The 25515-nt window shown below is 66.1% G+C and carries 23 protein-coding genes; 15 read left to right on the forward strand and 8 right to left on the reverse strand.

Annotated elements, in window-relative coordinates:
- The first annotated feature begins 1 nt into the window (after position 1).
- The 5 genes from AC1DZQ_RS02095 to AC1DZQ_RS02115 all read left to right on the forward strand — a co-directional run bounded on the left by AC1DZQ_RS02095 (position 2) and on the right by AC1DZQ_RS02115 (position 5305).
- Positions 2–964 (forward strand): glycosyltransferase family 2 protein, encoded by a 963-nt coding sequence (locus tag AC1DZQ_RS02095; protein ID WP_476961919.1) that lies wholly within the window; start codon positions 2–4, stop codon positions 962–964.
- 36 nt (positions 965–1000) lie between these two features.
- A complete protein-coding gene (locus AC1DZQ_RS02100) occupies positions 1001–2290 on the forward strand; it encodes a glycosyltransferase family 4 protein (RefSeq protein ID WP_476961920.1) in 1290 nt (429 codons plus the stop codon).
- Positions 2287–3357, forward strand: coding sequence for a glycosyl hydrolase 53 family protein (locus AC1DZQ_RS02105; protein WP_476961921.1), 1071 nt, complete (start codon positions 2287–2289; stop codon positions 3355–3357). Before AC1DZQ_RS02100 ends, AC1DZQ_RS02105 begins: the two co-directional genes overlap by 4 nt.
- Before the next feature lie 81 nt (positions 3358–3438).
- Positions 3439–4395 carry a tRNA (guanosine(46)-N7)-methyltransferase TrmB gene (trmB, locus tag AC1DZQ_RS02110; RefSeq protein ID WP_476961922.1) on the forward strand — a complete coding sequence of 319 codons (957 nt, stop codon included), beginning with the start codon at positions 3439–3441 and terminating at the stop codon, positions 4393–4395.
- Between the two features lie 103 nt (positions 4396–4498).
- Positions 4499–5305: a DUF1206 domain-containing protein gene (locus AC1DZQ_RS02115; RefSeq protein WP_476961923.1), complete on the forward strand. Its 807-nt coding sequence runs from the start codon at positions 4499–4501 to the stop codon at positions 5303–5305.
- A 54-nt stretch (positions 5306–5359) separates the two neighbouring features.
- On the opposite strand, the gene AC1DZQ_RS02120 is transcribed toward AC1DZQ_RS02115, so the two are convergent.
- Complete coding sequence (locus AC1DZQ_RS02120) at positions 5360–6043, reverse strand: anti-sigma factor family protein (protein WP_476961924.1); 684 nt, start codon at positions 6041–6043, stop codon at positions 5360–5362.
- On the reverse strand, positions 6040–6549 hold the full coding sequence (locus tag AC1DZQ_RS02125) for a sigma-70 family RNA polymerase sigma factor (protein WP_476961925.1): 510 nt from the start codon (positions 6547–6549) through the stop codon (positions 6040–6042). Before AC1DZQ_RS02125 ends, AC1DZQ_RS02120 begins: the two co-directional genes overlap by 4 nt.
- 185 nt (positions 6550–6734) lie before the next feature.
- On the opposite strand from AC1DZQ_RS02125, the gene AC1DZQ_RS02130 reads away from it, so the two are divergent.
- Positions 6735–7262 (forward strand): COG4315 family predicted lipoprotein, encoded by a 528-nt coding sequence (locus AC1DZQ_RS02130; RefSeq protein WP_476961926.1) that lies wholly within the window; start codon positions 6735–6737, stop codon positions 7260–7262.
- 144 nt (positions 7263–7406) lie between these two features.
- Here AC1DZQ_RS02130 and AC1DZQ_RS02135 read toward each other — a convergent pair whose 3' ends face one another.
- Positions 7407–8312: a DMP19 family protein gene (locus AC1DZQ_RS02135; RefSeq protein ID WP_476961927.1), complete on the reverse strand. Its 906-nt coding sequence runs from the start codon at positions 8310–8312 to the stop codon at positions 7407–7409.
- 196 nt (positions 8313–8508) lie between these two features.
- Here AC1DZQ_RS02135 and AC1DZQ_RS02140 point away from each other — a divergent pair, with 196 nt between their 5' ends.
- Both AC1DZQ_RS02140 and AC1DZQ_RS02145 read left to right on the forward strand, forming a co-directional pair.
- On the forward strand, positions 8509–11898 hold the full coding sequence (locus AC1DZQ_RS02140) for a DEAD/DEAH box helicase (protein ID WP_476961928.1): 3390 nt from the start codon (positions 8509–8511) through the stop codon (positions 11896–11898).
- Positions 11899–12078: 180 nt separating this feature from the next.
- Positions 12079–12669: a TetR/AcrR family transcriptional regulator gene (locus tag AC1DZQ_RS02145; protein ID WP_476961929.1), complete on the forward strand. Its 591-nt coding sequence runs from the start codon at positions 12079–12081 to the stop codon at positions 12667–12669.
- Between the two features lie 19 nt (positions 12670–12688).
- On the opposite strand, the gene AC1DZQ_RS02150 is transcribed toward AC1DZQ_RS02145, so the two are convergent.
- Together AC1DZQ_RS02150 and AC1DZQ_RS02155 are read right to left on the reverse strand one after the other, a co-directional pair.
- Positions 12689–14851, reverse strand: coding sequence for an elongation factor G-like protein EF-G2 (locus AC1DZQ_RS02150; protein ID WP_476961930.1), 2163 nt, complete (start codon positions 14849–14851; stop codon positions 12689–12691).
- Between the two features lie 91 nt (positions 14852–14942).
- A complete protein-coding gene (locus AC1DZQ_RS02155) occupies positions 14943–15314 on the reverse strand; it encodes a hypothetical protein (protein WP_476961931.1) in 372 nt (123 codons plus the stop codon).
- Positions 15315–16054: 740 nt separating this feature from the next.
- Between AC1DZQ_RS02155 and AC1DZQ_RS02160 the strand changes: the two genes are divergently transcribed.
- The 7 genes from AC1DZQ_RS02160 (at position 16055) to AC1DZQ_RS02190 (ending at position 23068) form a co-directional block, all read left to right on the forward strand.
- Positions 16055–16507 (forward strand): hypothetical protein, encoded by a 453-nt coding sequence (locus AC1DZQ_RS02160; protein ID WP_476961932.1) that lies wholly within the window; start codon positions 16055–16057, stop codon positions 16505–16507.
- Between the two features lie 124 nt (positions 16508–16631).
- Positions 16632–17465: a COG1470 family protein gene (locus AC1DZQ_RS02165; protein ID WP_476961933.1), complete on the forward strand. Its 834-nt coding sequence runs from the start codon at positions 16632–16634 to the stop codon at positions 17463–17465.
- A 1-nt stretch (position 17466) separates the two neighbouring features.
- Positions 17467–17973 (forward strand): hypothetical protein, encoded by a 507-nt coding sequence (locus AC1DZQ_RS02170; RefSeq protein WP_476961934.1) that lies wholly within the window; start codon positions 17467–17469, stop codon positions 17971–17973.
- Complete coding sequence (locus tag AC1DZQ_RS02175) at positions 17970–19262, forward strand: hypothetical protein (protein WP_476961935.1); 1293 nt, start codon at positions 17970–17972, stop codon at positions 19260–19262. The genes AC1DZQ_RS02170 and AC1DZQ_RS02175 overlap by 4 nt, the downstream gene beginning before the upstream one ends.
- A 209-nt stretch (positions 19263–19471) precedes the next feature.
- On the forward strand, positions 19472–20830 hold the full coding sequence (locus AC1DZQ_RS02180; RefSeq protein ID WP_476961936.1) for an NAD(P)H-dependent oxidoreductase: 1359 nt from the start codon (positions 19472–19474) through the stop codon (positions 20828–20830).
- An 81-nt stretch (positions 20831–20911) separates the two neighbouring features.
- Positions 20912–21652, forward strand: coding sequence for a FadR/GntR family transcriptional regulator (locus AC1DZQ_RS02185; RefSeq protein ID WP_476961937.1), 741 nt, complete (start codon positions 20912–20914; stop codon positions 21650–21652).
- Between the two features lie 90 nt (positions 21653–21742).
- Positions 21743–23068: an MFS transporter gene (locus tag AC1DZQ_RS02190; RefSeq protein WP_476961938.1), complete on the forward strand. Its 1326-nt coding sequence runs from the start codon at positions 21743–21745 to the stop codon at positions 23066–23068.
- 88 nt (positions 23069–23156) lie between these two features.
- Here AC1DZQ_RS02190 and AC1DZQ_RS02195 read toward each other — a convergent pair whose 3' ends face one another.
- The 3 genes from AC1DZQ_RS02195 to AC1DZQ_RS02205 form a co-directional block, all read right to left on the reverse strand.
- Complete coding sequence (locus AC1DZQ_RS02195; RefSeq protein WP_476961939.1) at positions 23157–23579, reverse strand: heat shock protein transcriptional repressor HspR; 423 nt, start codon at positions 23577–23579, stop codon at positions 23157–23159.
- A 15-nt stretch (positions 23580–23594) separates the two neighbouring features.
- Positions 23595–24578 (reverse strand): DnaJ C-terminal domain-containing protein, encoded by a 984-nt coding sequence (locus AC1DZQ_RS02200; RefSeq protein WP_476961940.1) that lies wholly within the window; start codon positions 24576–24578, stop codon positions 23595–23597.
- 261 nt (positions 24579–24839) lie between these two features.
- Complete coding sequence (locus AC1DZQ_RS02205; RefSeq protein ID WP_476961941.1) at positions 24840–25514, reverse strand: nucleotide exchange factor GrpE; 675 nt, start codon at positions 25512–25514, stop codon at positions 24840–24842.
- Position 25515: the final 1 nt, after the last annotated feature.

The following is a 25515-nucleotide window of genomic DNA, read 5'->3' on the forward strand; positions in this document are numbered from 1 at the left end:
AATGAACGAGGCAGCGGCAAACACCGAAATTCCGAACACCGAGATGACCGCCGGACCGTCAATTGTAACCGTGACCTACAACAGCGCTGAGGTGCTCGCGGACTTCCTCACAAGCCTAATAAGCGATGACTGCTATCCACGGATCAGAGTATATGTGGTAGATAATGGTTCAACCGATGACTCGATTGCGATAGCCCACAGCTTCGAGCAGGCTCTGGACCTGACAGTTATCCCGAACGGAAGCAACCTTGGGGCCGCGGGTGGGAACAATACCGGAATCGTCAGGGCATTGGCCGACGGCGCACAATGGATATTTCTCATCAACAATGACACCGTTGTTCCTGCCGGCACCCTCTCTGGCCTTGTGCAAACCGCCGATACGCGTGGCATAAACATTCTCAGTGCAACGATCGAGGGAACAGAGCCGGAAAACAGCGTCTGGTACTGCGGGGGCTCAATTTATCCGTACCAGGGGATGAGAGTACGGCATGAAAATATTGGTGCCCCCATAGATACAGCACCGGCGGGTGTTCGTACTACGCCATACGCGCCGAGCAGCTGCCTGTTGATTCACCAACGCGTCTTCCGTGACATCGGCGCCCTGGATGAAGACTTCTTTGTCTATTTCGAAGATGTTGACTTTGCAATCCGGGCCAAAACCGCGGGATTTGATTACTGGGTAAGCGGTGAACATAAAATAATTCACAAGGCGAGTAGTCTAACCGGCGGCTACCTTTCGCCGTTTACAGTGCATTCTATCTCGAAAAACTGGGTAGTGGTCGCGAGAAAACGCTGCAACACACTCCAGCGCGTATCGGGATATGCGTACATGCAGCTGTGGATGGTTGCCCGGGTGACCTTGCGTAAGGACACGTGGTCCGGCTTTGTGCTCCGCCAACGCGCTTTTATGGAGGGTTTAAAAGCCCCCTTGACCCGCCGCGGAAACTACATAAGTTTTGAATGAGCCTGTCGGCACCCAGCACTGCAAGGGAGTGGCACAATGAACGGAAAATCCTGTCAGATGCACATCGTAATGGTTACGAATGCTATTGCTCCGGACAAGCTTGGCGGGCTGGAAAGATATGTGCGCGAACTGTCGAAGGAACTGGTCCGCCAGGGCAACGCAGTAACCGTCATTTCCAAGATGACGTCGCCCGATCAGCCCGACGTTCAGGAATGTCCCGATGGCGTAAAGGTAATGCGGTACAAGGTGCCACGCAAAGAAGACGCACTGTTCGCACTCAAGTACCCCTACTACGTGACGAGGGGAGTCCGGGAGGCGCTGGGCGCGGCACTGAGGACCAGCTACCCGGGCGGAACCGTGATCCACGGACATTTTCCCCTTCCCATGTTGCCTCTTGTCATGAAGAGAATTCCGTACGTGTACACGTGCCATGCACCCGTCTACAAGGAAATTCTGGATGAACGCCAAGGCAGCTACCGTTTTCCGCAGTGGGCCCTCGGTGTCCTCGTCGGCTGCTTCAAGTTGGCCGAAAGGCGCGTTCTCAAGACGGCAGTGCGCGTGGTGACCCTGAGCCAGTTCGTGTCCCAGGAGGTGTGCGACCTCACGCGGCAAAATCCGGACACGATCACTCGAATCCCTGGCGGCCTGGACACCGGCTGGTTCTCGCCCCTCGCTGAAGACGAGGGCCTGCGGACAAGTCCTGGTCCGCTAATCTTCACCGCAAGGAGGCTAGTCAGCCGTACGGGCGTCGAGGAACTCCTGCGCGCCATGCCGCCAATCCTCGAACACGCGCCCACAGCCATACTTGCGGTGGCAGGGGATGGCCCCCTGCGACCAAGGTTGCAAAAGGTCATAATGGAGTTGGGCCTGGGGCATTCGGTGAGCCTTTTGGGCCGAATCAGCGAAGTGGAACTCCGCGAGTGGTACCGAAAGGCGGACATCGCTGTAACGCCGACCCGCAATCTGGAGGGATTCGGCCTCTCGACGGTCGAAGCCATGGCCTGCGGCACGGTCCCCCTGGTGACTCCCGTTGCTGCCAACCCGGAAGTCGTCAGTCGCGTATCGCCGTTGCTGATCGCTCCCGGGGTGGACGCGCGAGGCATCGCAGATGGAATCATCGCCCTGTGGACCTCGGCTGAATTCGAGTCCCTCTGCTCCACCGTCCGGGGAGCGGTGCACCCGCAACTTAGCTGGCCCTCAGTCTGCAGAGACTACCTGAGCGTGTACCGGGAGGCCGCTGGCCGTCGCCCGGCCCTGCTAAAGCACCCGGCAGCGGATCGGGTCGCGGCAGGATTCGACGTCGCGTCAACTCAGGAATCGACATGAATGGCGTTGGACCATCCCCGCGCATGCTCGCGGTTGCCGCAGCCATCTTTGTCGTCCTGCTCGCCACCAGCACGGCGGCGGCCCCAATCCGGGCTGTCACCGCGTCTGCCGGCACTGCCCCTCAAATCCAATGGGTTGGTCCAGGCGCAGCCCCTTCAGCCGGATTTGGGTTCATGGTCTCGTTCTCCGCCACCGGCCACGGTCCCGGCCTGGAAGACTTCCGGAAGGACATCGATATGCTCGTCACCAACGGACAGAAGTGGGTCCGGATGGGCATCATTGGTTGGGAAGTCATGGCCGTTCGGGGCGGCCCACGGTCCATCCACTGGTCTGAGGCCGCACTAACGCAGTATGACGAGGCGGTGGACTACGCGTACTCCAAAGGACTGCAAATTCATCTTGTTCTTGCCGATGGCGCAAATGAGCCGTCCACAACATTCGCGGACTACAAAGCAATCATGCAAGAGTACTGGTCCGCAATTGCAGGCAGATATGCCAGGAAGGTGACCGTCTGGCAGGTCTACAACGAGTCAGACTCATCACACTTCAGGTTGGTACATCAACCCGTCACCCGGATCACGGCCCGCTACCTGCAAGACCTCGCGTCCGTACTCAGGATCGCCCGCGATTCCGTTAAAGCCGTCAACCCCAATATTCTGGTCACCACAAACTCAACCGGATGGCCCATGTCCGATGCGGCCCAGAGTCGCTGGCAACAGTACTTTGACGGCATCCAGGCGAATTTGGATGTCATTTCTCTGGACACGTACCCTGCCGATAACCTCACCGAGATCCAGAAGCTGCCGATCCGCATCGCCGACACCGAGCGTCGGTACGGGAAACCCGTCATTGTCGCGGAACTCGGATTGCAGGTGGCGGGAAAGTGGACTTCCGAGGACCAGGCCCAGTTCGTGCCTGCCGCGATAGAAGCCGCGAAAGAGGCCGGACCACTTGCAATTATCGTCTATCAATTGCGTGACGAGGGAAAGAATTCATTTGGCCTGATTAAAGAAAATCGGACACCCCGCGCTGCGTTTTCAGCCTCGATCCGGGCCATGAAGTACTAATCGTCTGTCTCACCGCCCCCAGCGGGAGGCCGCGGATCCCCCGGGCGGCCCGGCCCGGCGAACTCAACTATTCTGGAAGGGATGAGCGAATCCCCAGAATCCCCCGGCACGCCGGCAGACCCGGAGTCCGGCGCCCCTGACGAGACCCAGCTGCCGCGCCCCGTGACCCCCGGCAGCCAGGCCTCGTTCGGCACGTACGGAGGCCGTCCGGTGAGCTTCGTGCGCCGCGGCACGCGACTGCAGGGTCGCCGCCAGGCGGCCTGGGAGGAACACGCGGACCGTTGGGCGGTTGAGGTCCCCCGCCACGTCGCCAACACCTCTGTCCACCCGGACTACGTGTTCGACGCGGAGGCCGAATTCGGCCGCACGGCTCCGCTGGTTGTCGAGATCGGCTCAGGACTGGGCGACGCCGTCTGCCACGCCGCGGAGCAGAACCCGGACACGGACTTCCTGGCCGTGGAGGTTTACACCCCCGGCCTGGCCAACACGTTGATCAAAATCAACAGCCGCGGACTGCGCAACGTGCGGGTGGTCGAGGCGAACGCCCCCGAGGTGCTCGCGACCATGCTCCCGGCCGGTTCTGTCACGGAACTATGGGTGTTCTTCCCGGATCCGTGGCACAAGTCCCGGCACCACAAGCGCCGCCTCATCCAGCCGGCTTTCGCTGATCTCGCCGCCCGGGCCATCAAGCCTGGCGGGACCTTCCGGATCGCGACCGACTGGTCCAACTACGCCGTTCACGTCCGCGAAGTTATGGCGGCTTCCACGGAGTTCGAGAACCCGCACGAGGGCGAGCGCGCCGGAGCGGACAGCCCCCTGACCCAGGTGTGGGAATCCGGCGTCGAGTCCCGCGTGGGCGGCGCACCCGTCAAGGAAGGCCGGGCGCCGGTCAGCACCGAGCACACCGGACCCAACGAAGGCGTCGACGGGACCGGCGGCTGGGCGCCGCGCTTTGACGGCAGAATTCTGACCAGCTTCGAGAACAAGGCGCACGAAGCCGGGCGCCTGATCTTCGACCTCAGCTACCGCAGAATTTAGGCACCCCGGGCCCGCAGGCATCTGTTCCTGAGCGGCTTGGCGTGGCACGATTACGGAACGAACCACGCTGGGCAGCACTAAGGAAACGATCATCAAAGAAGAAATGAAGGACGCCGCGGACGTCGCCGAGGACGTCACCAATTCGAAGCCCCTCGAAATCGCAGCGCGGGCCGGATTCGCCGTGTCTGGGTTGCTGCACTTCCTCATCGGGGTGGTCGCGATCAGGCTCGCAATGGGCCGCCAAGGCCAGGCCGACGTCAGCGGCGCGGTGGAAGAGCTCGCCGGGCAGCCGGCCGGGCCATTGCTGCTCTGGACCTCTTTTGTCGCCTGCGTTGCGCTGGCCATCTGGCAGACGTCCGACGCCATCTTCGACTTCCGGCATCTGCCGACCAAGAAAAAGGTCGGCAAGAAGCTCAAGGCAGCGCTGCAGGCCGTGGTGTACGCCTTTTTCGCGCTCACGCTCGCGTCGGTCGCCACCGGGGCCGGCTCCGACAACCGCGAGTCGACTTCCGATATGACCGTAAACCTCATGAAGGCTCCGGGCGGCGTGGCGCTCCTGGTGGTCATCGGCGCCGCGGTAGCCGTCACGGGGATCGTCTACGCGATCCGCGGCTTCAAGAAGTCCTTCATCAAGTACCTGCGTATGCCGTCCCAGCCGCAGGCGCGCACTGCGGTGACCATCGTGGGCGTCGTGGGCTACGTCGCCAAGGGCTTCGCCCTGCTGCTGGTGGGCCTGCTCATCATCATCGCCACCGTCAAGGCGCATCCGGAAGAGTCGACCGGCCTAGACGGCAGCCTCAAAGCCCTGCGGGAGCAGCCTTTCGGCGTGTATTTGCTGGCCGCAGTGGGTGTGGGCCTGATCTGCTACGGCATCTACATGGCGGTGCGGGCCAAGCTCGCGAAGATGTAGGCTCGCGCCGAACCAGATCACGGCCGGACGGACCGCCGTGCCGCCAGGAGTGGGCTAACCCTGAGGCACGGCGATGACAGCCACGGTCTGCTGCTGCTCGTCGCGCATCTCTACACTGGCGATCTTCGCCAGCTGCACCGGCGTCGCCCCGGTTATCCGGACCCTGCCGGTGGGCGTGGCTGTCCACGCGCAGGCGCGGTCCACGCCGCCGTCCCGGTCCTTCACCCAGAGCGAGAGGGTCCCGGCGACAGGCAGGCTGCGGCCGTCCACCGCCAGCTCGGTGCCCCAGGTTTTCTTGACGAGCCCCACCGTGACCTCGAGCCCGCTGCTGGCCGCCACGGAATAGCTCGCGTCCGGTTTGGCTGCCTGGTTCAGCAGCGGACCGACCATGATTCCCAGCCCCAGGCATGCGGCGGCTGCCGCGGCCACCCCCGCCGTCCACCGCTGCCGCACCTTCCGGCGGCGGGCGGCGAGCTCGTCCAGGAGCCGGCGCGGGACGGGTTCGGGTTCTGGCGGAACCAGCGCGCGTTCCCGGGCGGCCGCAGCCGCGGCGGTGAGCGCGACGGCGTCGGGCACGGGGATCGCGTCCAGCAGCGCGGGGAGGCTGGCAAGTTCGTCCAGCTCCTGCCGGCAGTCCGCGCACACGGCAAGATGCTGTTCGAAGGCCGCGGCTTCGGCCGGCTCCAGCCCGCCGAGCAGGTACGCGCCGAGGAGTTGATGCAGCTCGGTCCCGTTCACTGCTCCACCCCCATTTCGTCGAGGATTGTTCGTAGGGCCCGCACGGCGTAGAACGCCCGGGACTTCACCGTGCCGCTGGGGATCTTCAATTGGGCGGCTGCCTCCTGGACTGTGTAGCGGCGGTAGTGGAGCGCGACTAGGACTTCGCGGTGCTCCGCGCTGAGCCGCAGCAACGCCTCTTCCATCAGCACCTTGTTGAGCAGGTCATCGATGCGCCCGGCGCCGGCGGCGCCGTCCGGGAGGGCCTGGACATCGCGTTCGCCGGCTTCCTGTGGGCGGCGCTGGGCCTTGCGGTAGTTGTCGATCATGATGTTGCGGGCCGTCCGGAACAGGTAGCTGCGCAGGCTGCCGGTGATCTGCGGCGCCTGCTGCCAGACCCGCAGCACGGTCTCCTGGACGACGTCGTCCGCGAGCTGCGAATCCCGGGACACGCTGAGGACAAAGCGCTTCAAGGCCGTCCCGTGGTCGCGGTAAATCACAGCCACGACGTCTTCGTCCAGCGGCATGGCCCACCTCCCGGAAATTCTTGTTCTGCCCCTGTATGACGTACGGGCAGACCCAATAGTTCAGTGTGCCCCAGGACGGCCCGACACGAACATGTCCGCTCCGCCGTGAACCATTCCGCGCTCCATGGCGTCCTATCTCGTAGCGCCGGCCTCCGAGTTGGGCTGGCTCGAGTCTAGGAGCAGCAATGAAGAAGCACCTCAGCATTGGCTTGTCCGCATTCGCTCTTGCCGCGCTACTGTCCGGCTGCGGCGGTGGAACGAGCACGACTCCGACGTCAGCGGCGCCGGCCACCACCGCTCCCGCAGAGACCAGCGCGCCGGCGACTTCCGCCTCAGCGTCCATGGCCGCCGCGGAGCTCTCGGTGGGCGAGTCCAAGGCGGGCCAGATCGTCGTGGCCGACCAGGGACTGAGCGTCTATTACTTCACCAAGAACACGAAGGACTCCGGGACCAGCGCCTGCACCGGCGACTGCCTGACGTCGTGGCCCCCGGTCACCTCGACGACGGCGACTCCCACCGTCAACGGCGTCACCGGCAAGGTCGGAACCATCCCAACGGCTGACGGAAAGATGCAGATAACCATCAACGGGATGCCGATCTACTACTTCTCCAAGGACCAGGCCGCCGGAGACACCACGGGCCAGGGCGTCGGCGGGGTCTGGTACCTCGTGTCACCCTCCGGGGAAATGATCACCGCACCGCCTGCCGGGTAGGCCCACGGGCCGCGGATCCGCCCAGTGCGGTTCCCGGGGCGGGGCCGGGACCGGGAACCTGACCGATATTAAGCGCGGCACGGCCGGCGCCTGCATTTGGGGGCAGGCGCCGGCCGCACCGGAAAAACTATCGGGGAAGGCCGCCTACGCGCGGGCCTCTTCGAACTCCGCTGTGTCTTCGAACTCCACGGTCTCTTCAAACTCCACGGCCGCGAGGATTTCCTGGGTCCGCGGATTGAGCATGAAGGCCTCGTCGTCGTCCTCCAGCATGAGGAAATCGCCCTGTTCCGTGGTGAAGTGCCAGGCCAGGGTGGTCTCTCCGTTGTGCTCGTAATTCGGATCACCCATGGTGATCCGCTCCAGGCTGTGGCCCGCAATGTCGCACAGCTCCCGGATGATCTGTTCGAACTCCGGCGCGTCCAGGAGTGCTTCCTCGGCGGCTGCCGCCTGGCGCTCCGCAAGGTCGGGAATCCGGGCCACCCGCCCGGCAATGTGGGCGTCGAGGTCGTCGTCGGAAAGGACCAGCAAGTCGGCCTGGCCGCGCAGCCAGGCGGCGTTCAGCGCTCCGATGTCCTCTGTCGCGAGGAGCGACTCGAATTCCCCGTCCAGTTCTTCAATGTGCCGAACGGCGTCGGAGACCCCGTCCCCCGGTTCGTCTCCCTCTGTGCCGCCGTCGAGGTAGGCATCGACGTCGGTGTCGGCCAGGGCGCCAAAGGCGGCCACCGTACGGTTGAAGAGGTCCAGGTGTGCGGCGGCACCCATGGCCGCGAGGCCTTCCCGGACGTAGGGATCGACTTCCTCACGTTCGGGCGCGGTGAACACGTACTGCGCGAAGCCGCCGGCCAGCGCCTGCGTCAGGTAGAAGTCCACGTAGTAGCTGCGCAGCGCGGCCGGGGAGATCTCGTCCGCGTCCAGCAACTCCTCGAACATGGCGTTGACCACGTTGACGTTCGCGTCGACAACGTCCTCGTTTCCGCCTTTGAGGCTTTCCGTGGTCAGCACTGTCGGGTAGCTGTGGGCGGACTGGATGGTGGGCTCGCCGTTGGTCATGCGGAATCCTTACTGCTGGCACTGCTGATACTCCGGACGTCTCCACGGTAGGTCCGACTTCACGGCGGGCAGCCGAGCCCCAGTTGAACGTCAGGCGAAGTTTGAGCGGCGGTTCGGCGGGCAGGGGCGAAGTTCCAGGGTCCCGGCAGGCTCGGTAAGATGGATCAGATGACCACCTGCCGAAAGTAGCGCGCACATGCCATCCCATCCGGACGAGAGTGCGGCACTGGCGATACAGACTCCCGCGATCAACGACCGCTCCCTCGCGGCCGGGCTCGCTTACGCCATGGGGAGCCGCGTTTCCGGGATCTCCTTCGACGCCGCCACGGGCCTGCTGCTGGGCAAGGTCCGGGGCGGTTCCGACGTGCCCTACTCCACGACGGCGAAGCTAGTCCGGAAGGCAGGCGGCTGGAGCTGCACGGTGGGCGTCTGCAGCTGCCCGGTCCGCAAGGACTGCAAGCACGTGGCGGCCCTGCTCTTCTCGGCCGAAGACAACCCGGCCACCCGGCTGCAGCTGCTGGCCCCCGCCGAGAGCACACGGCTGTCCCGCCAGAGCGCGCCGCCGGAAATGGCTGACTGGGAGCAGGCCCTAAGCCCCCTGATCGCCCACCCGGGGATCACGCCGTCGGCCAACGGCACCCCGCTGGCGCTCCAGTTCGACGTCGAGGAACCCGCCCCGCACTTCTCCTACACGGGACGCCGCGATCCGCTCCGCAGCGTCCGCCAGCTCAAGGCACGCCCCGTCATCATGGGGGCCAAAGGCAAGTGGATCCGCGGCGACGTCTCCTGGAGCACGCTGAGCTACCTGAACTACCGGCGCGAATGCAACGAAGCGCATGTTGAGTGGATGCAGGAATTCCTGGCCTCGCACACCGCCGTGGCGAACCGCCAGCACTCCGGCACCGGGCTGTGGCTGGGCCTGAACACCTACGCCGGCAAGAACCTGTGGAGCCTGCTGTCCCAGGCCCAGAAGATCGGTGTCGCCCTGGTGCACAGCCGCGGCACGGAGCCAGTGCGGCTGGTCGAGCAGCCTGCCGCCGTCGGGCTGAACCTGGCGCGGTTCGGCACCGGCGGGGACGACGGCGGCCTTGAGCTCGCGCCGACCATCACGGTCGAAGGCGAGGTGGTGGATCCGGCGTCGGTCGGCACCATCGGCCGCCCGGCGCACGGGATCTTCCTGGCTACCGACGCCGACACCCTGCCCGGCGTCGCCCCCACCGACCCCGTCATCACCCTTGCCCCGCTGGAAAGCGGTCTCAGCGAGGAATTGCTGACCTTCGTCACGGGCGGGACCACCCTGCACATCCCCGCACGGGACGAAAGCCGGTTCCTGACCGGCTTTTACCCCAAGCTCAAGCAGACCGCCCGGGTTACGGCCTCCGACGAGTCGGTGGAACTGCCCACGCTCGCCGTCCCCACCCTGTCCCTGCTGGCCAACTACGGGGCGGACCACCGGGTCCGGCTGCATTGGGAATGGCACTACACGTCCGGGAACCTCGTCACGGCGCAGCCGCTGTGGCGGCATCCGGGCGATCACGGCTACCGGGACGACCCCGCCGAGGCCCGCGTCCTTGAGGCGGTCGGGCAGCCCTGGGACGTGGTGCCTGCCCTGGGTGAATCCGCGACCGGCGGCTGGGGCACGCCGCGCCTGGCCGCCACGGCAGAGCTGGCCGGACTGGATACGCTCGCCTTCACCGAGGACGTGCTCCCCCGGCTCCGCGACCTCCCCGACGTCTCCGTGGATACGTCCGGCGAGATTGCGGACTACCGCGAGGCCGAAGAAGCCCCGGTGGTGGCGATCTCCACGAAGGCGACGGACAGCCGCGACTGGTTCGATCTGGGCATCGTCATCACCCTGGAGGGCCAGCCGGTTTCCTTCGCGGCACTGTTTTCCGCCCTCGCCGCCGGCCAGACCCGCATGCTGCTCCCCAGCGGCGCGTACTTCTCGCTGGACCTGCCGGAGCTGCACCAGCTGCGGGCGCTGATCGACGAGGCCCGCTCCCTGCAGGACAACCCCGGCGACAAAGACGCGCCGCTGCAGATCAGCCGCTTCCAGGCCGGGCTGTGGGACGAGCTCGCGCATCTGGGCATCGTGGAGGAACAGGCCACCGCGTGGCGCGAGTCCGTTGGCGGCCTGCTCGAAGGCGGCATCAAGGGCCTTCCCCTGCCCGGGTCGCTGAACGCCGAGCTGCGCCCGTACCAGCTTGAGGGCTTCAACTGGCTGAGCTTCCTGTACCGCCACGGCCTCGGCGGTGTGCTGGCCGACGACATGGGCCTGGGCAAGACCGTGCAGGCCCTCGCGCTTATCTGCGCCGCGAAAGACGCCGCCGAGGGGACCGCGGGGACCGCCCCGTTCCTCGTCGTCGCCCCCACCAGTGTGGTGGGCAACTGGGAGGCGGAGACGGCTCGGTTCGCGCCCGGGCTCAGCGTGCGCGCCATCGGCGAAACCTTCGCCAAGAGCGGCACGCACCCGGCCGAGGCGATGGCCGGCGCGGACATCATCATCACCTCCTACGCCCTGTTCCGGATCGACTACGAGGCCTACGCCTCCCAGACCTGGGCCGGCCTGGTCCTGGACGAGGCGCAGTTCGTCAAGAACCACCAGTCCAAGGCCTACCAGTGCGCCCGAAAACTGCCCGCCGCCTTCAAACTCGCCATCACGGGCACGCCGCTGGAGAACAACCTGATGGAGTTCTGGGCGCTCACCTCGATTGTGGCACCCGGGCTCTTTTCCAGTCCCAAACGGTTCGCCGAGTATTACCAGAAGCCGGTGGAGAAGAACGGCGACAAGGGGCAGCTGGACAAGCTCCGGCGGCGAGTCAGGCCGCTCATGATGCGCCGCACCAAGGAGCAGGTCATCAGTGATCTGCCGCCCAAGCAGGAGCAGATCCTGGAAGTCGTGCTGAATCCGCGCCACCAGAAGGTGTACCAGACGCACCTGCAGCGGGAGCGCCAAAAGATCCTGGGCCTGATTGAGGACGTCAACAAGAACAGGTTCACCATCTTCCAGTCGCTGACCCTGCTCCGGCAGCTGAGCCTGGATCCCTCGCTGATCGATCCTTCGCTGTCCGGGGTGCGCTCCAGCAAGCTCGATGTCCTGTTCGAGCAGCTCGCGGACCTGGTGGCCGAAGGACACCGGGCCCTGATCTTCAGCCAGTTCACCGGCTTCCTGGGCAAGGTCCGGGAGCGGCTGGTCGAGGAGAACATCGAGTTCTGCTACCTCGACGGCGGCACCCGCAACCGCACCGACGTCGTGAACGAGTTCAAGAACGGCGCCGCGCCGGTGTTCCTCATCAGCCTCAAGGCCGGCGGCTTCGGCCTGAACCTCACTGAGGCCGACTACGTGTTCCTGCTGGACCCGTGGTGGAACCCGGCGTCGGAGGCCCAGGCCGTGGACCGGACCCACCGGATCGGCCAGGCCCGGAACGTCATGGTCTACCGGCTCGTCGCCAAGGACACGATCGAGGAGAAGGTCATGGCGCTCAAGGCGAAGAAATCCCAGCTCTTCGCCGACGTCATGGAAGGGGACGCGCTCACCGGCGGCGCCCTGACGGCGGAGGACCTGGCGGGGCTGTTCAACGACTGACGCTGTTCATCCGTTGACGTTCAGCCGGGCCCCGGCCGGCTCAGCCTGCTCTGCTGCGGGGCTGCAGGGCTGAGCCGGGCTAGGTAGCGGGTCAGAACTTTATTTTCTAAAGTTGTAGAGACTACGGAACCGTACGATGTGCCACAAGAGTCCGACGCCAATATTTTGGGGAGCAGCCCGGTGCCAAAGATTGTCGACCACGACCAGCGGCGGCTTGAACTCGTCGACGCGACGTGGCGAATCATCGCCCGGCTCGGCATTGAAAGCGCCACCATGCGCGAAATCGCCCTCGAGGCCGGCTTTGCGAACGGGGCCCTCAAGCCCTACTTCCCCACCAAGGATGACCTCCTGACGTTCGCGTTCGGGCACGTCTTCAACCGCACCAACGAACGCATCGCGGAGGTCACCGCCGGGCAGTCCGGGCTCGTGGCCTTGAGGTCGTTTTGCGTTGAGGTGCTGCCCCTGGATGAGGAGCGGATCAATGAGGCCCGGATTGTCATTCCCTTCTGGCAAAAAGCCATCAACGATCCCGGCAAGGCCCGGATCCACCGGGATTCAATGCAGCAGTGGATTGCGGCGATGAGTCAGTATCTGGCCGAGGCGCGACAATCCGGCGCCGTATCCACAGCCGTCGCCGACGCCGCGCTGGTCGGGCAGCTGCTCAACTTCCTCCTCGGCGCGCAGATCGCGGCGGCACTCGCCCCTGAGGGCCAGATGGAGCTCGGGCTGAACGAGCAGCTGGAGGGGTTCCTGACACTGTTGGGCGGCTAGCTTTCATCAACACAGGTATTCAGTGCTGCGCCTGCGGCACGGGCTCGTGCCGCAGGTAGCTGCGCCGGAACCGGCCGCTGCCGGCAGTCAGGGCCCGCAACTCCACCGCGTATCTCAGCAGTTCCTGGTCCGGAACCTCGGCGCTGATCTCGGTGCCGTCGGCCCCGGCGGAGGTCGTTCCGGTCAGCCGTGCCCGCCGGGAAGACAAGTCGCTCATCACGGCGCCCACATGGTCCTCCGAAACGCTGATGGTCACGGATGAGACCGGTTCCAGGAACTGGATGCGGGTGGCCGCCGCCGCTTCCCGGAGGGCCAGGGCCCCGGCAGCCTGGAAGGCCGCATCGGAGGAATCCACGCTGTGCGTCTTGCCGCCGGTCAGCGTCACCTTGATATCCACCACCGGGAACCCGGCGGAGACGCCTTTCTGCATCTGGGCGCGCACGCCCTTTTCCACCGACGTGATGAACGGCCCGGGAATCACTCCGCCCACGGTCTTGTCGACAAACTCGAACCCGGCGCCGCGGTCGAGGGGTTCCACCTCGATGTCGCAGACCGCGTACTGGCCGTGGCCGCCGGATTGTTTGACATAGCGCCCGTGCCCGGCGGCCGGCGCGGCAAACGTCTCCCGCAGCGGCGTGATGACCGGGACGGTCTGCAGGTTCACGCCCTGGTCCCGCAGCCTGCCCAGGACGACGTCGGCGTGCGCCTCGCCCATGCACCACAGGATCAGCTGGTGGGTTTCGGAGTTGCGTTCCACGCGCAGCGTCGGGTCCCCGGCGGTGACCTTCCCCAGGTTCCTGGCCAGGGCGTCCTCATCGCCGTGGGTGGCGGCTTCGATGGCCACCGGCATGAGCGGGTCCGGCATGTCCCAGGCGGCGACCAGCAGCGGCAGCTCCTTGGCCGAAATCGTGTCGCCGGTCTCGGCGGTGCCCAGCTTAGTCAGCGCGCAGATGTCCCCCGCGACGCAGAACGGCACCGGCCGCAGTCCCGATCCCAGCGGCGAGTACAGGTGGGTGACGCGCTCGTCGCTGTCGTGGTCCTCGTGGCCGCGGTCCGCCATGCCCCGGCCGCCCACATGGATGGCGGCGTCCTCCCGCACCACGCCGGAAAAGACGCGCACCAGGCAGACCCGGCCAAGGAACGGGTCGATCGTCGTGCGGACCACTTCACCGAGCAGCGGGCCGTCGGGATCGCAGCCGAGCGGGCCGGCGGGCACCCCGGCGAGGTCTGTCGCCGACGGGACGGCGCGCTCCGCCGGCGTCGGGAACGCACGCACGAGGACCTCGAGCAGCTCCGCCAGGCCGAGCCCGGACTCCGCCGACGCCGGCAGCACCGGGTGGAAGGACCCGCGGGCCACGGCCGTCTCCAGATCGGCGATCAGGACATCAGGGGGAATATCCTCGCCCCCGAGGTAGCGGTCCATGAGCGTCTCGTCTTCGCTCTCCGCAATGATCCCCTCGATCAGCGCGCCCCGTGCGGACTCCGCCGCGCCAAGTTCGACGCCGGTCGCGGCCCGGGTGGCCGGCGCCGGTTCCGCCGGACCGTACCCGGAAACCGTCCCGGTCAGCAGTCCCAGCAGCCCGGTGACGGCACCGTCCGCGGGGACCGGCAGGTAGAGCGGAACGATCGAGTCGCCGAACGCCAGGCGGCAGCGGGCGACGGCGGTGTCAAAATCCGCGCGCGGATGGTCCAGGCGGCTGATCACTACGGCCCGCGGCATCCCGAGCCGCTGGCACTCGCTCCAGAGCGCCGTGGTCGAGGCGTCGACATCGTCGGTGGCCGAGACGACGAACAGCACCGCATCCGCCGCACGCAGCCCTGCACGCAGCTCGCCGATGAAATCCGTATAGCCCGGAGTGTCCAGCAGGTTCACCTTGATATCCCCCACCGTCACCGGCACCACCGCCAGCGCCACTGAGCGCTGCTGCGCGATAGCGGAAGGATCCGAGTCGCTCACGGTAGTGCCCTCGGCGATCGAGCCCTTGCGGGTGATGGCTCCGGTGGCGGACAGCAGGGCCTCGGTGAGCATCGTTTTTCCGGAACCGGAGTGCCCCACGAGTGCCACATTGCGGATCTTGTCCGGCTGCTCGGGCGGCGCGATGCTGTTGGCGTCTGCCCGCCTGAGGTCAGACGTACCCCGGACCGGCCCCCTTGACGGCGTCTTGGCGCCTTTCGACGGCATGAGAACCTCCCGGCGTCGCATCCACTCGTGCCCCGCAGGGCCTTGTGTTAAGGATTGGACACCCTGGGACGCCCGGACAGCAAGGGCTTTTTCAGGCCGTGGCCGGAGCAACCATGGACCCGGAGGCCGCCCGGTTCCGGAGCCAACGGCCCAGGGCCTTGCCTTTGCCCGTCCACCAGCTGTCTTCGTCGGTGCCATGATGCCACCGGAAGATCACGGCGACCATGATGAACACTCCGGCGGCGACGTCCGGCCAAGCGCCAGAGGCGGCATCGAGGAGCACGCTGCACGCCATGATCAGGATGGACGGCAGGGCAAGTGTCCGGAACCAGGTGTTGGCAACGTACCGGCTGTGGGACCGCGGTGCGGACACCGCCCGGACGAAGTCGAAGCACAGGCAAACGACCACGAGGGCCTGCCCCAGGGCCAGCAGGATGTGCCCTGGCAGGGAACCGGCAAACAAGACGGCCCCCTGGAGCCCCGGGTTCACGGCGTGCCCGTCAGCGCAGCCGGCCGCAGCCAGGACCCGCCCCGGAGGGGCGAATCCTGCCTGGGCGGATCAAACAGCGAAGGATCGACAGTGGACGGATCAAACTCAGCTGAATCATGCATGCGATGCCCCCCGGCGTCTACGCTGCTCCTGCGCTGGCTCCGCGCCCGGGCTTCCCGTAGGAGCTGTGAGCGTGTCACGCCAGCATTTTCTGACACTCCAATTCAACGCGCGACCCGGGCAGGATGTCACGCAAATCAGGTACCCGACTATCGGATGGCCGGTTACCTGTTTGTGTTCCGGTGTACTCAGTTCGCTCCTGTGGATACTTGCCCGGGCGGATTCGTCCCACAGCCTGCCGGCCGGCTGTTCGAACAAAAAGCAGACTACTTGCTCGGCTACTCCTGACGGGGCCAAACGGCCCGGCACCGGCCGCAGGCAGGTAGTTTCGCGCCAATATTTGCCTCCAAGCGTCGCCGTGTGGGTGTTTTCCGGCCGGATCCCAGAGGCTGTCCGCACCGGACCACGAGTACTTTCCCCGGAGGCACGTAGTGCTGGAGCCAAAAGACGAGTACAAACTACGCGTTGTACCGTCCGCGGTTCGCCGCAACGATTGGGCCATCGATTCAGCGAGGCAACCGCAGGATTGGGGGACATGCGGCTCAGGCCTGATGACTCCTGTCCGGGTGCCACCCACACAAGGAGTCTCACAAATGCGCAAGCTCACCAAGAAGAGCAAGGTCATCGCCGTTGCAGCCTCGGTCGCCCTCGTGGCCGTCGGCGGTGGCACTGCCTACGCCTACTGGACCACCACAGGCAGCGGCAGCGGCGCGGCTGCCAACTCCGTCGGCGGCGGCACCGTGGCCCTGCATGCCAGCTTCGATGCCGGACTGGCCCCGGGCAACTCGGTGCCCGTGACGTACACGGCCGACAACAGCACCAACACCGGCACGGTGGTCGGCGCCCTCACCGCGACGGTCACCACGAGCGCGGCCGAGTGCCTGCCGGCTTGGTTCACGGTCAGCGCCGACACATCGAACTCTCCCGTCGCGGCGAAAAGCACGGGCACCCAGGTCGGCGCCGGAACTTTGACGTTCCTCAATAACGCCGCCAACCAGGATGCCTGCAAGTCCGCCGTCGTCACGGTCAACGTCGGCAGCGTGTAGCTGGTGTCCCCGGGTGCCGKACACCCGGACCCGGGGCGGCCTTCGGGCCACCGCGCAAGAACTCATCAGCAACCGTCGACACCCACGATCCGCGCAAGGCCGCCGGGTCCAAGGAGGATAGGGAATGCAGCATCCACTGCGGTTCATCCGGCTCGCCAAGGAACATGCGGGCCTCGCCGGCCGCGTCCTCATCATTGGCCTGCTGGCCATCTTCCTGCCCGCGGGCACGCTCTACGCGGCGGGGCAGCAGTCGGCCCCGCAAAAGCCTGGACTCCTGGTGCAGATCACACCGTCCAGCAGGAACGTGGACCAGGGACAGGCCACGAGCTACTCCGCCACCGTCAGCTCCACGGGCGGGTTTGCCGGCACGGTGTTGCTGGCTGCCTCCGGTCTCCCCGCGGGGGCAGCGGCCAGTTTGGCGCCGTCGTCCGTAAAGCTGACGGCCGGGAGCACGGCCCAGCTCAGCATCAACGTATCCACGGCACCCACCGCTGCCGCGGGAGACTACGAGCTGACACTCTCGGGACAGAGCGGAGCCATCCAGTCGGCTGCCGCAAAAACCCAGTTGCGGGTCAAGGCGCCCCTGCGCGTGTTCGGGCTATCGGGCGACGTGTCCGGCCTCTTGGCGCCAGGCACAAGCCGGTCTTTGGATCTCGGATTCACCAACCCTGACAAGGGCATCGACGTCGGCAACCTGACGGTCTCGATCACGGGTGTGGTCCGAACGGCGAAGGCGATTGCTGCCAACCTGCCCTGCACCGCACAGGACTATTCCGTGATGCAGTACAGCGGACGCTATCCCTTGACGGCTCCGTCGGGCAGCAGCTCACTCTCGCAACTTGGCGTGCCGCCAGCCCAATGGCCGCGGATCGCAATGCTCGACACTCCTCACCTGCAGGACGGCTGCAAGGGTGCAGTACTCCAATTGGCCTACTCGGGATCAGGGCAGGGAAACTGACATGCAATCCACACGATCCATACTGCGCGGCACCAGGCTCGCCGGATCTGCCTCCGCCGCTGCCGCCGCGCTCTGCCTGCTGGCCGGCGGGGGGACGGCTTACGCCTATTGGGCCACCACCGGCGCTGGTTCCGGCGCCGCAGCCGCCGCAACGATGCACGTCACCGTCGACGCGTTGGTGGCGGGCGACTCGAACGGCACCAGCCTGGTTCCGGGCGGCACCGCGGACGTCATCCTCCGGACCAGCAACCCCAACGCCTTCGCGGTAAGGCTGTACTCGGTGGCCGCCAGCGGGCCGGTCTCGGCCGATGCCGCCCATGCCGGATGCCTCACCACGGGAGTTTCCTTCACTGCCCCGGCCGCGCCGCTCGCCCCGGCCGTCACCATCCCGGCACATTCTTCCCTGCTGGTCACCCTGCCGGGCGCGGCCAGCATGTCCGACCAGTCACAGTCCGCCTGCCAGGGCGCGACCTTCAAAGTCCCCGTCACCGTGGAGGCCCGGCGATGAGCCGTCACAACACCCGCCAGGCACGCCCGCGCATCCGGAGCCGCATCGCCGTCATCCTTGCCGGCGCTGCCCTCCTCTCGTGGGCCGGCCCTGGGGCCAACGCCTTCTGGACGGCCCTCTCCCCCGGAGGATCCGCGTCGGCCGCCGCAGATGCCGTGGCCGCCGGCGCCACGCCGTCGGCCACGGTGTCAGGGGGAAATGTCACGCTGGCGTGGAATGCCAGCACCACCGCGGCCGGCCGTCCTGTCAGCGGATACACGGTGGCACGCTTTGCCTCCGCCTCCGGAGGTAACAAGGTCACCGCCGGGGGAACCTGCGCGGTCACGGTTATTGCCGGGCTCGGCTGCGTGGACCAGGGGGTCCCCACCGGCACCTGGTACTACACGGTCACCCCGGTGTTCGGGCCATGGCAAGGAGCCGAGAGCGCCCGGAGCGCCGTAGCCGCCGTAACCGCCGTGGACACCACGCCGCCAGGCACTCCAACAGTGGTTGCTCCCGCTTACGTCAACATCGGCAACGTCGCGGCGGTGCCGGTCAGCGGCACCACCGAGCCCGGCGCATCCATTGCCCTGTCTGTGACCGACGGAGTGCCGGCGCACGCCGTCCCCGCCACGGCGACCGCGGACAGCTCCGGGGTCTGGAACGCCACCGTCAACTTGACGGGGCTCAACGCCGGAACTGTCACCTACCGGGCGGTCGCCACCGACACAGCGGGCAACCAAGGCAATCCCGCGGCGCCCGGCACGGCGACCTCCTTCAAGGACCTAACCGCGCCGACTGTGGTAGCGGTAGCGCTGGCGGACGCCGGCACATCCGGCCCAAAGGGCAGCACCCAGGGGCTGCTTGATCCCGGAGACAACGTCACCATCACTTTCTCTAAGTCCATGGACGCCTCAACAATCTGCAGCAAATGGGCCGCCGGTGCCGACGGGACCGTGAACGGGAACGGCCAGGTCACGGTCAATGTCAGTCCCGCCAACATCCTCAGCGTCACAGTGACAAGCGCAGGATGCACGACGTCGAGAATCGGCTCGGTGGCGCTGGCGGGCGTCTACCACGGCTCGGGCACTCTCAGCTACGGAGGCAACGGCTCGAACGCCTCGTCCCTGAGCTGGAACGCCGGCGCCAAGACACTGACGATCACGCTCGGAACCCGCTCGGGAACCGTCAACGGAACGGAACAGCTCGCTGCGGCGCCGTCCTACTCTCCGCCGGACGGGATCAAGGACATCGCCGGCAACCCCCTCGCCACCGCCACCTTCACTAGCACCAGCACTTCACGCTTCTAACAACGAGAGTGCCCGGGACCCCCCAGGTCCCGGGCACTCTTGCGTTAAGTCCGGATTCAGTCTTCGACGCGTCCCGCCACGGGCCTGCGCCACGTAACCGAAAAACGTGATGGTTGACACATTCCCTGCGGGCGTGTCATGGTTACAAGACCAGATGGTCTGACCAACAGACCAAATGACTCCCAGCGATACTACGAGGAAGTAGCCACATGAATCTCTACTCGCTTATGCAGAAGCGAACCGCCACGCAGGGGCCCATCAGGGTCGGCGTCATTGGCGCCGGAAAGTTCGCCTCGATGTTCCTGACGCAGGCACTCAACACGGAAGGGATCCACGTTGTCGGCGTTGCCGACATCGACGTTCCCAAGGCCAGGGGCGCACTCCAGCGCACGGGCTGGCCGGCCGAGCGCTATGCCGCCAAGAACTTCGCCGAGGCCCTCCGCAACGGCACCACCTTCGTCACGGAAAGTTCCGCGGACCTCATCAGGCTCCCGGAAGTTGAGGTCATCCTCGAGGTGACCGGAAACCCGATCGTCGGCACCGCCCATGCCGTGCAAAGCATCGACAACGGCAAGCACATCATCATGGTCAACGTCGAGGCCGACTGCATGGTGGGCCCGATCCTCCAGCGCCGCGCCGAGGCCGCCGGCGTGGTCTACTCCATGGCCTACGGCGACCAGCCCGCCTTGATCTGCGAAATGGTCGACTGGTGCCGCACGGTCGGTTTCGACATCGTCGCCGCCGGCAAGGGCACCAAGTACCTCCCGGAGTACAACTACTCCACCCCGGACACCGTATGGAACTACTACGGCTTCAGTGACGAGCAGCTTGCGTCCGGTGACTTCAACCCCAAGATGTTCAACTCCTTCCTGGACGGCACCAAGTCGGCGATCGAAATGGCGGCAGTGGCCAACGGCACGGGGCTCACCCCGCAGGACGAGGGGCTCTTCTTCCCTCCGGCCGGCGTGGATGACCTGCCGAACGTGTACCGCGAAAAGTCCGTAGGCGGGATCCTGACCCGGCGCGGCACCGTGGAGATCGCCTCCAGCCTGAACCGGGACGGCACCGAAGTCGAGCGCGACCTGCGCTGGGGCGTTTATGTCACCTTCGAGGCCAAGACCGACTACGCAGTGCAGTGCTTCGCCGAATACGGCGTCAAGACCGACCCCACCGGCCGGTACGGATCGCTGTACCGCCCGTATCACATGATCGGACTCGAGTTGGGGGTCAGTATCGCCTCGGCCGTACTGCGTGGGGAGGCCACCGGTTCACCGACCGGCTTCCGCGGCGACGTCATGACGACGGCAAAGAAGGACCTCAAGGCGGGCGAAATCCTGGACGGCGAAGGCGGCTACACCGCGTTCGGCAAGCTGGCTCCGGCCCGGATCTCCCTGGAACGCAACGCCCTGCCGCTGGGCCTGGCGCACGGGATGAAACTCAAGCGCGACGTCCCCAAGGACGGCACCGTCTCCTGGGACGACGTCGACGCCGACGAAACCCTCCTGGCGGTCCAGATACGGCGGCAGCTGGAGACGGAATTCCGGGCCGAGATGCTGACGCACGCATAGGTCAGACCTTCAGGCCGAGGCTACGATGGAAATGCCGCCGGCGGTCGGCTGGCGGCATGGCAATCAACGAGGTGGTCGAACATGAGCGCAGAAGCATGGGAACCGGTCCAAAGAGTCCGGACCTACGAACAGGTGATGTCCCAGATCGAGGACAGGATCCTGGACGGCAGGCTTAAGGCAGGTGACAAGCTGCCCAGCGAACGGGACCTCTCGGCACTTCTGGGAGTTTCCCGGCCATCGCTCCGGGAATCCCTCAGGGTCCTTGAGGCCCTGGGCATCGTGGACATCCGCCCCGGAGGCGGGGCCGAAGGCGGGGCAGTGCTGGTCGGCGAGCCGGGATCCGGATTCGTCAACCTGCTCAAGCTCCAGCTCGCACTGGGTCAATTCGACCAGAAAGAGGTTCTTGAAACGCGGATCGCACTGGAAACCTGGTGCTGCGAGGAAGCCGCGGTGCGGGCCAGCGAACAGGACCACCACGAACTGGAACTGATCCTGGATGCGATGGATAAACCCGACATTTCCACCGCAGAGTTCAACCGACTGGACGCCGCATTCCACGTCCGGATCGCCGAATCAACAGGCAACACACTTTCCTCCCACTTGATGGGCTCGCTTCGGACCGCAATCAACCGCCAGATGATCGAGGCCTATGCGCGGCTGGAGGACTGGAAGAAAACCGCCACAGTCGTTCGCAGCGAACACCGCCACATTCTCGATGCCATCCGGCGACGGGACGCGAATGAGTCCAGGCGCGCTGTGGGGGACCACATCCGCAGCTTTTACAACATTGGAAACGTCGAGGAACCGAACCACCCGCGCTGACGCCCGCTGACGGCGTCGCCCGGTGCAGGGCCCTCGGCACCCGGGACAGGGGGAAAATCCCCCGCCCATATCGAAAAGATAGGGACGCTGATGAGCACGCTCACGCAAACACAGACCCGCCAGGCTGAACACGGTTCACCGGACAAGCTCAAGGTCGCGATCGGAAGTGCCGTCGGCACGACGATCGAAAACTATGACTTCCTCGCCTACGGCACGGCCGCCGCGCTTTATTTCGGCACCGCATTCTTTCCCGGCCAGGACCCCGTCGCCGCCACCCTGCTGGCGTTCGCCACCCTCGCCGTGGGCTTTGCCATGCGGCCGCTGGGCGGACTGATCGGCGGCTTCCTCGGCGACAAGTACGGCCGCAAACCGGTCCTGGTCGGCGCGTTGCTGGTCATGGGTGCCGCGACCTTCCTTATCGGCGTCCTGCCCACCTACCAGCAGGTGGGCGTCCTGGCCCCAATCCTGCTCGTCGCGATCCGCATCATCCAGGGCCTGGCCTTCGGCGCCGAATGGGGCGGCGCCATCATGATGACCTTTGAGCACGCTCCATGGCGACAGCGCGGCCGCTACACCGGCATTCCGCAGGCTGGTGTCCCGCTTGGCCTGTTGCTGGCCAACCTCGTCTTCCTTGCCACCACCGGCTGGAACAACGAATGGTCCTGGCGCGTGCCGTTCCTCGCCAGCTCCGTCCTGATCATTGCCGGCATCATCATCCGAATGAAGGTCAGCGAATCCCCCGAGTTCGAGGAAACGAAAGCCAAAGGCGAACTCGTCAAGAATCCGCTCCTGACCGTCATCAAGAATGACTGGCGCACGATCCTGCGGGTCATCGGCCTTCGGCTGGCAGAATCCGGCGGCTTCTACGTGATCGTCACGTACCTGCTCTCCTACATCGTCGCCAACAAGCTGGTCGACCGCCAGACGGGCCTAACCGGGCTGGTGCTCGCCGCGGCATTGGGCGTGGTGACCACCATCCTCTGGGGCCGGCTCACGGACAGGATCGGACGCCGCCGGCTCTACATCATCGGCACTGCCGGCATTATCCTCTTTGGCTTCCCGATGTTCCTCATGGTCAACACCGGCGTCCCGTTCCTGGTCATCCTCGCGTACATCGTCGGGTTGCCGATCCTGCACGACATGCTCGCCGGCGCCCAAGGCGCCTGGTTCTCCGAGCTCTTCCCCGCCAACACCCGGACCTCCGGAGCCTCCATCGGATACCAGTTCTCGGCCGCAATCTCCGGCTTCATCCCGCTCATCGCAGCAGCCACGGCCGCCGCCTGGGGCTGGAGCGGCGTGGCAATCGTCTACATGGCATGCGGAGCCATCGGGCTCATCGCCGCCCTGGTCACCCGGGAAACCTGGGGAAAGCGCGAACGCGCCGCCGTCGACCAGCTCATCGCCGCCAGCAAGTAAGCCCACCGGCAGCAACCCGCCGGACGCAACAACAGCGTGCCCGGGACCAATGGTCCCGGGCACCGCTGTTTGTCCTAGTCGATTTGTCCTAGTCGATGCCCCGCGGCCGCCACACCACCAGCGCCTGAGACCTCGCCTGCGGACGCTTGCCGCGGGCCAGGCTGACGACGTCGCCGGCAGTTCCTGCGGCAAAGATCCGCGAATCGGCCCCCTGGCGGCGCCGGCCGAGCTCCTCAGTCAGTTCGCTGACCCGGCGCTGCAGGGCGGCCACTTGGTTCTCCAGCTGCAGGATCCGCTTGATGCCCTCCAGCGAGACGCCCTCCTGGGAGAGCCGCTGGACCTCGCGGAGCATGTTCACATCCCGCTGCGAGTAGCGCCTCGACTTGCCCGGGGCGCGGCTGGGCGAGACGATACCCAGCCGGTCGTACTGGCGCAGCGTCTGCGGGTGCATGTCCGCCAGTTCCGCGGCAACGGAGATGACGAAGATCGGCTGATCGAAGTCGATGCCCATGACTGGATCCCGTTCCTAGAGCCGGGCCTTGGCTGCCAGGCCCGCGCGGACGTCCTCATCGGCGGTGGCCGCGGCGAAGGCCTTCACGGCCTGCTCCGCTTCCTTGCTCAGCTTCCGCGGAACAGCGACGTCGATTGTCACCAGCAGATCGCCGGTGGCTTTGGCGTGCTTGACGCCACGGCCCTTGACGCGCAGCGTCCTGCCCGAGGGCGTCCCTGCGGGAACCCTGACCTTGACCTTGTCGCCGTCGATCGTCGGAACCTCGATGTCCGCACCCAGGGCCGCCTCCGGGAAGGAGACCGGAACGTGGATCCGGAGGTTGTCGCCGTCGCGGACGTAGAACTCATGCGGCTTCACCGAGACGGTGACCATGAGGTCGCCGTTGCCGGCGGGAGCGTACTGCCCCTTGCCGCGGACGCGGACCTTCTGTCCGTCCTTGATGCCGGCCGGGATGCGGACGTCGATGACCTCGCCGTCCGGTTCACGCAGGCCGATCGTGGTGCCGCGGATTGATCCGGCAAACGAGATCGACGTGGACGCGGTGCGGTCCGAGCCCTTCTGCGGAGCCCGCTGGAACGACTGGCCCCCGCCACCGAATCCGCCGCCGCCGAAGAGATCTGCGAACTCGGGCGGAATGCCGCCGGCCGTGCTGAAGCCGCCGGAATGGCGCCCGCTACCGCCGGTGAACAGGCCGCCGAAGAGGTCCTCGAAGCCAGCTCCGCCGGCAGCGCCGCCGCTTCCGCCGGGAGCAAAGCGTGCGCCGCCGCCCATGGCCCGGATGGCATCGTACTGCTGGCGCTCATCGGGATCCGAGAGCACGGAATAGGCCTCGGAGATGTCCTTGAACTTCTTCTCCGACGCGACATCCCCCGCATTCCTGTCCGGGTGATGCTGCCGGGCAAGCTTGCGGTAGGCCTTCTTGATGTCGGCGTCGGAAGCGTCCTTGGCGACACCAAGGATCTTGTAGAAGTCCTTGTCCACCCAGTCCTGGCTAGCCAATGGCGTTTCCTCTCTAATTCTTTGTTGCGTTGGAGCTCCGCTGGATAGGGGGCCGTGCCCGCTTCGCGGTGCCCGCCACGCCGCAGCCCCCTATCCAACTTCGCTGCGCTCATCTCACCTTAGGCGAGACAACCGCTGAGCGGAGCGAGACAAGGGGCCCGGGAGTGGCATCGGGCCTGCCGGAGCCGGGTGGCCGAGGATCGCAGATCCTTGGCCACCCGGCGGAGGGGCGGGGCCCCTTGTCTCGCTTCGCGAAGGTGACTACGCCGGAACTGCGACTATCACCTGGGCCGCGCGGAGGACGCGGTCGCCCGACTTGTAGCCCGAGCGCAGCACCTGGCTGACGGTGTCGATTTCGATATCCGTGCCGGGCTGCTGGATGAGGGCCTCGTGGATGGTCGGATCGAACTCCACGCCGGTCTCATCGATGCGGACCAGTCCGTACGTCTTCAGCGCAGCCTCCAGCTTGGCGGCGATCGCGGCGAAAGGGCCGTCCGCGAGGTCACCGTGCTGGCGGGCTGCGTCGACGTCGTCGAGTACCGGCAGCAGCGCGTTCAGGACGCCGATGACGGCCATCTCGCCCGCCACGGCGCGGTCGCGCTCGACACGCTTGCGGTAGTTGACGTACTCGGCCTGCAGCCGGCGGAGGTCATTCCTTAGCTCCTCCGCCGCGGCCGCGTCAACGCCCTGCGCTACCGACTCCTCGGCGGGCACCTCAACACTGTTGAGGATGTCCTCCGCCTGGGACAGGGCGTCCCCGGAACCGGAGTCCGCAGCACCGGCGTGCTCTTGGTCAGGGTGGCGGGCCTGGCCGGTCTTCGGATCAACCTTGCGGTTGTCGTGGATCACCGGCTTCTGCGGCTCGTTCTCCTGCTCGTTGCCGCGGCTCGGGTTCTCGGAAGAACCGTGCTCTTCTTCGTTACCGTGGTGCGGCATG

The organism is Arthrobacter sp. P1_C12_2 (genome assembly GCF_056406415.1).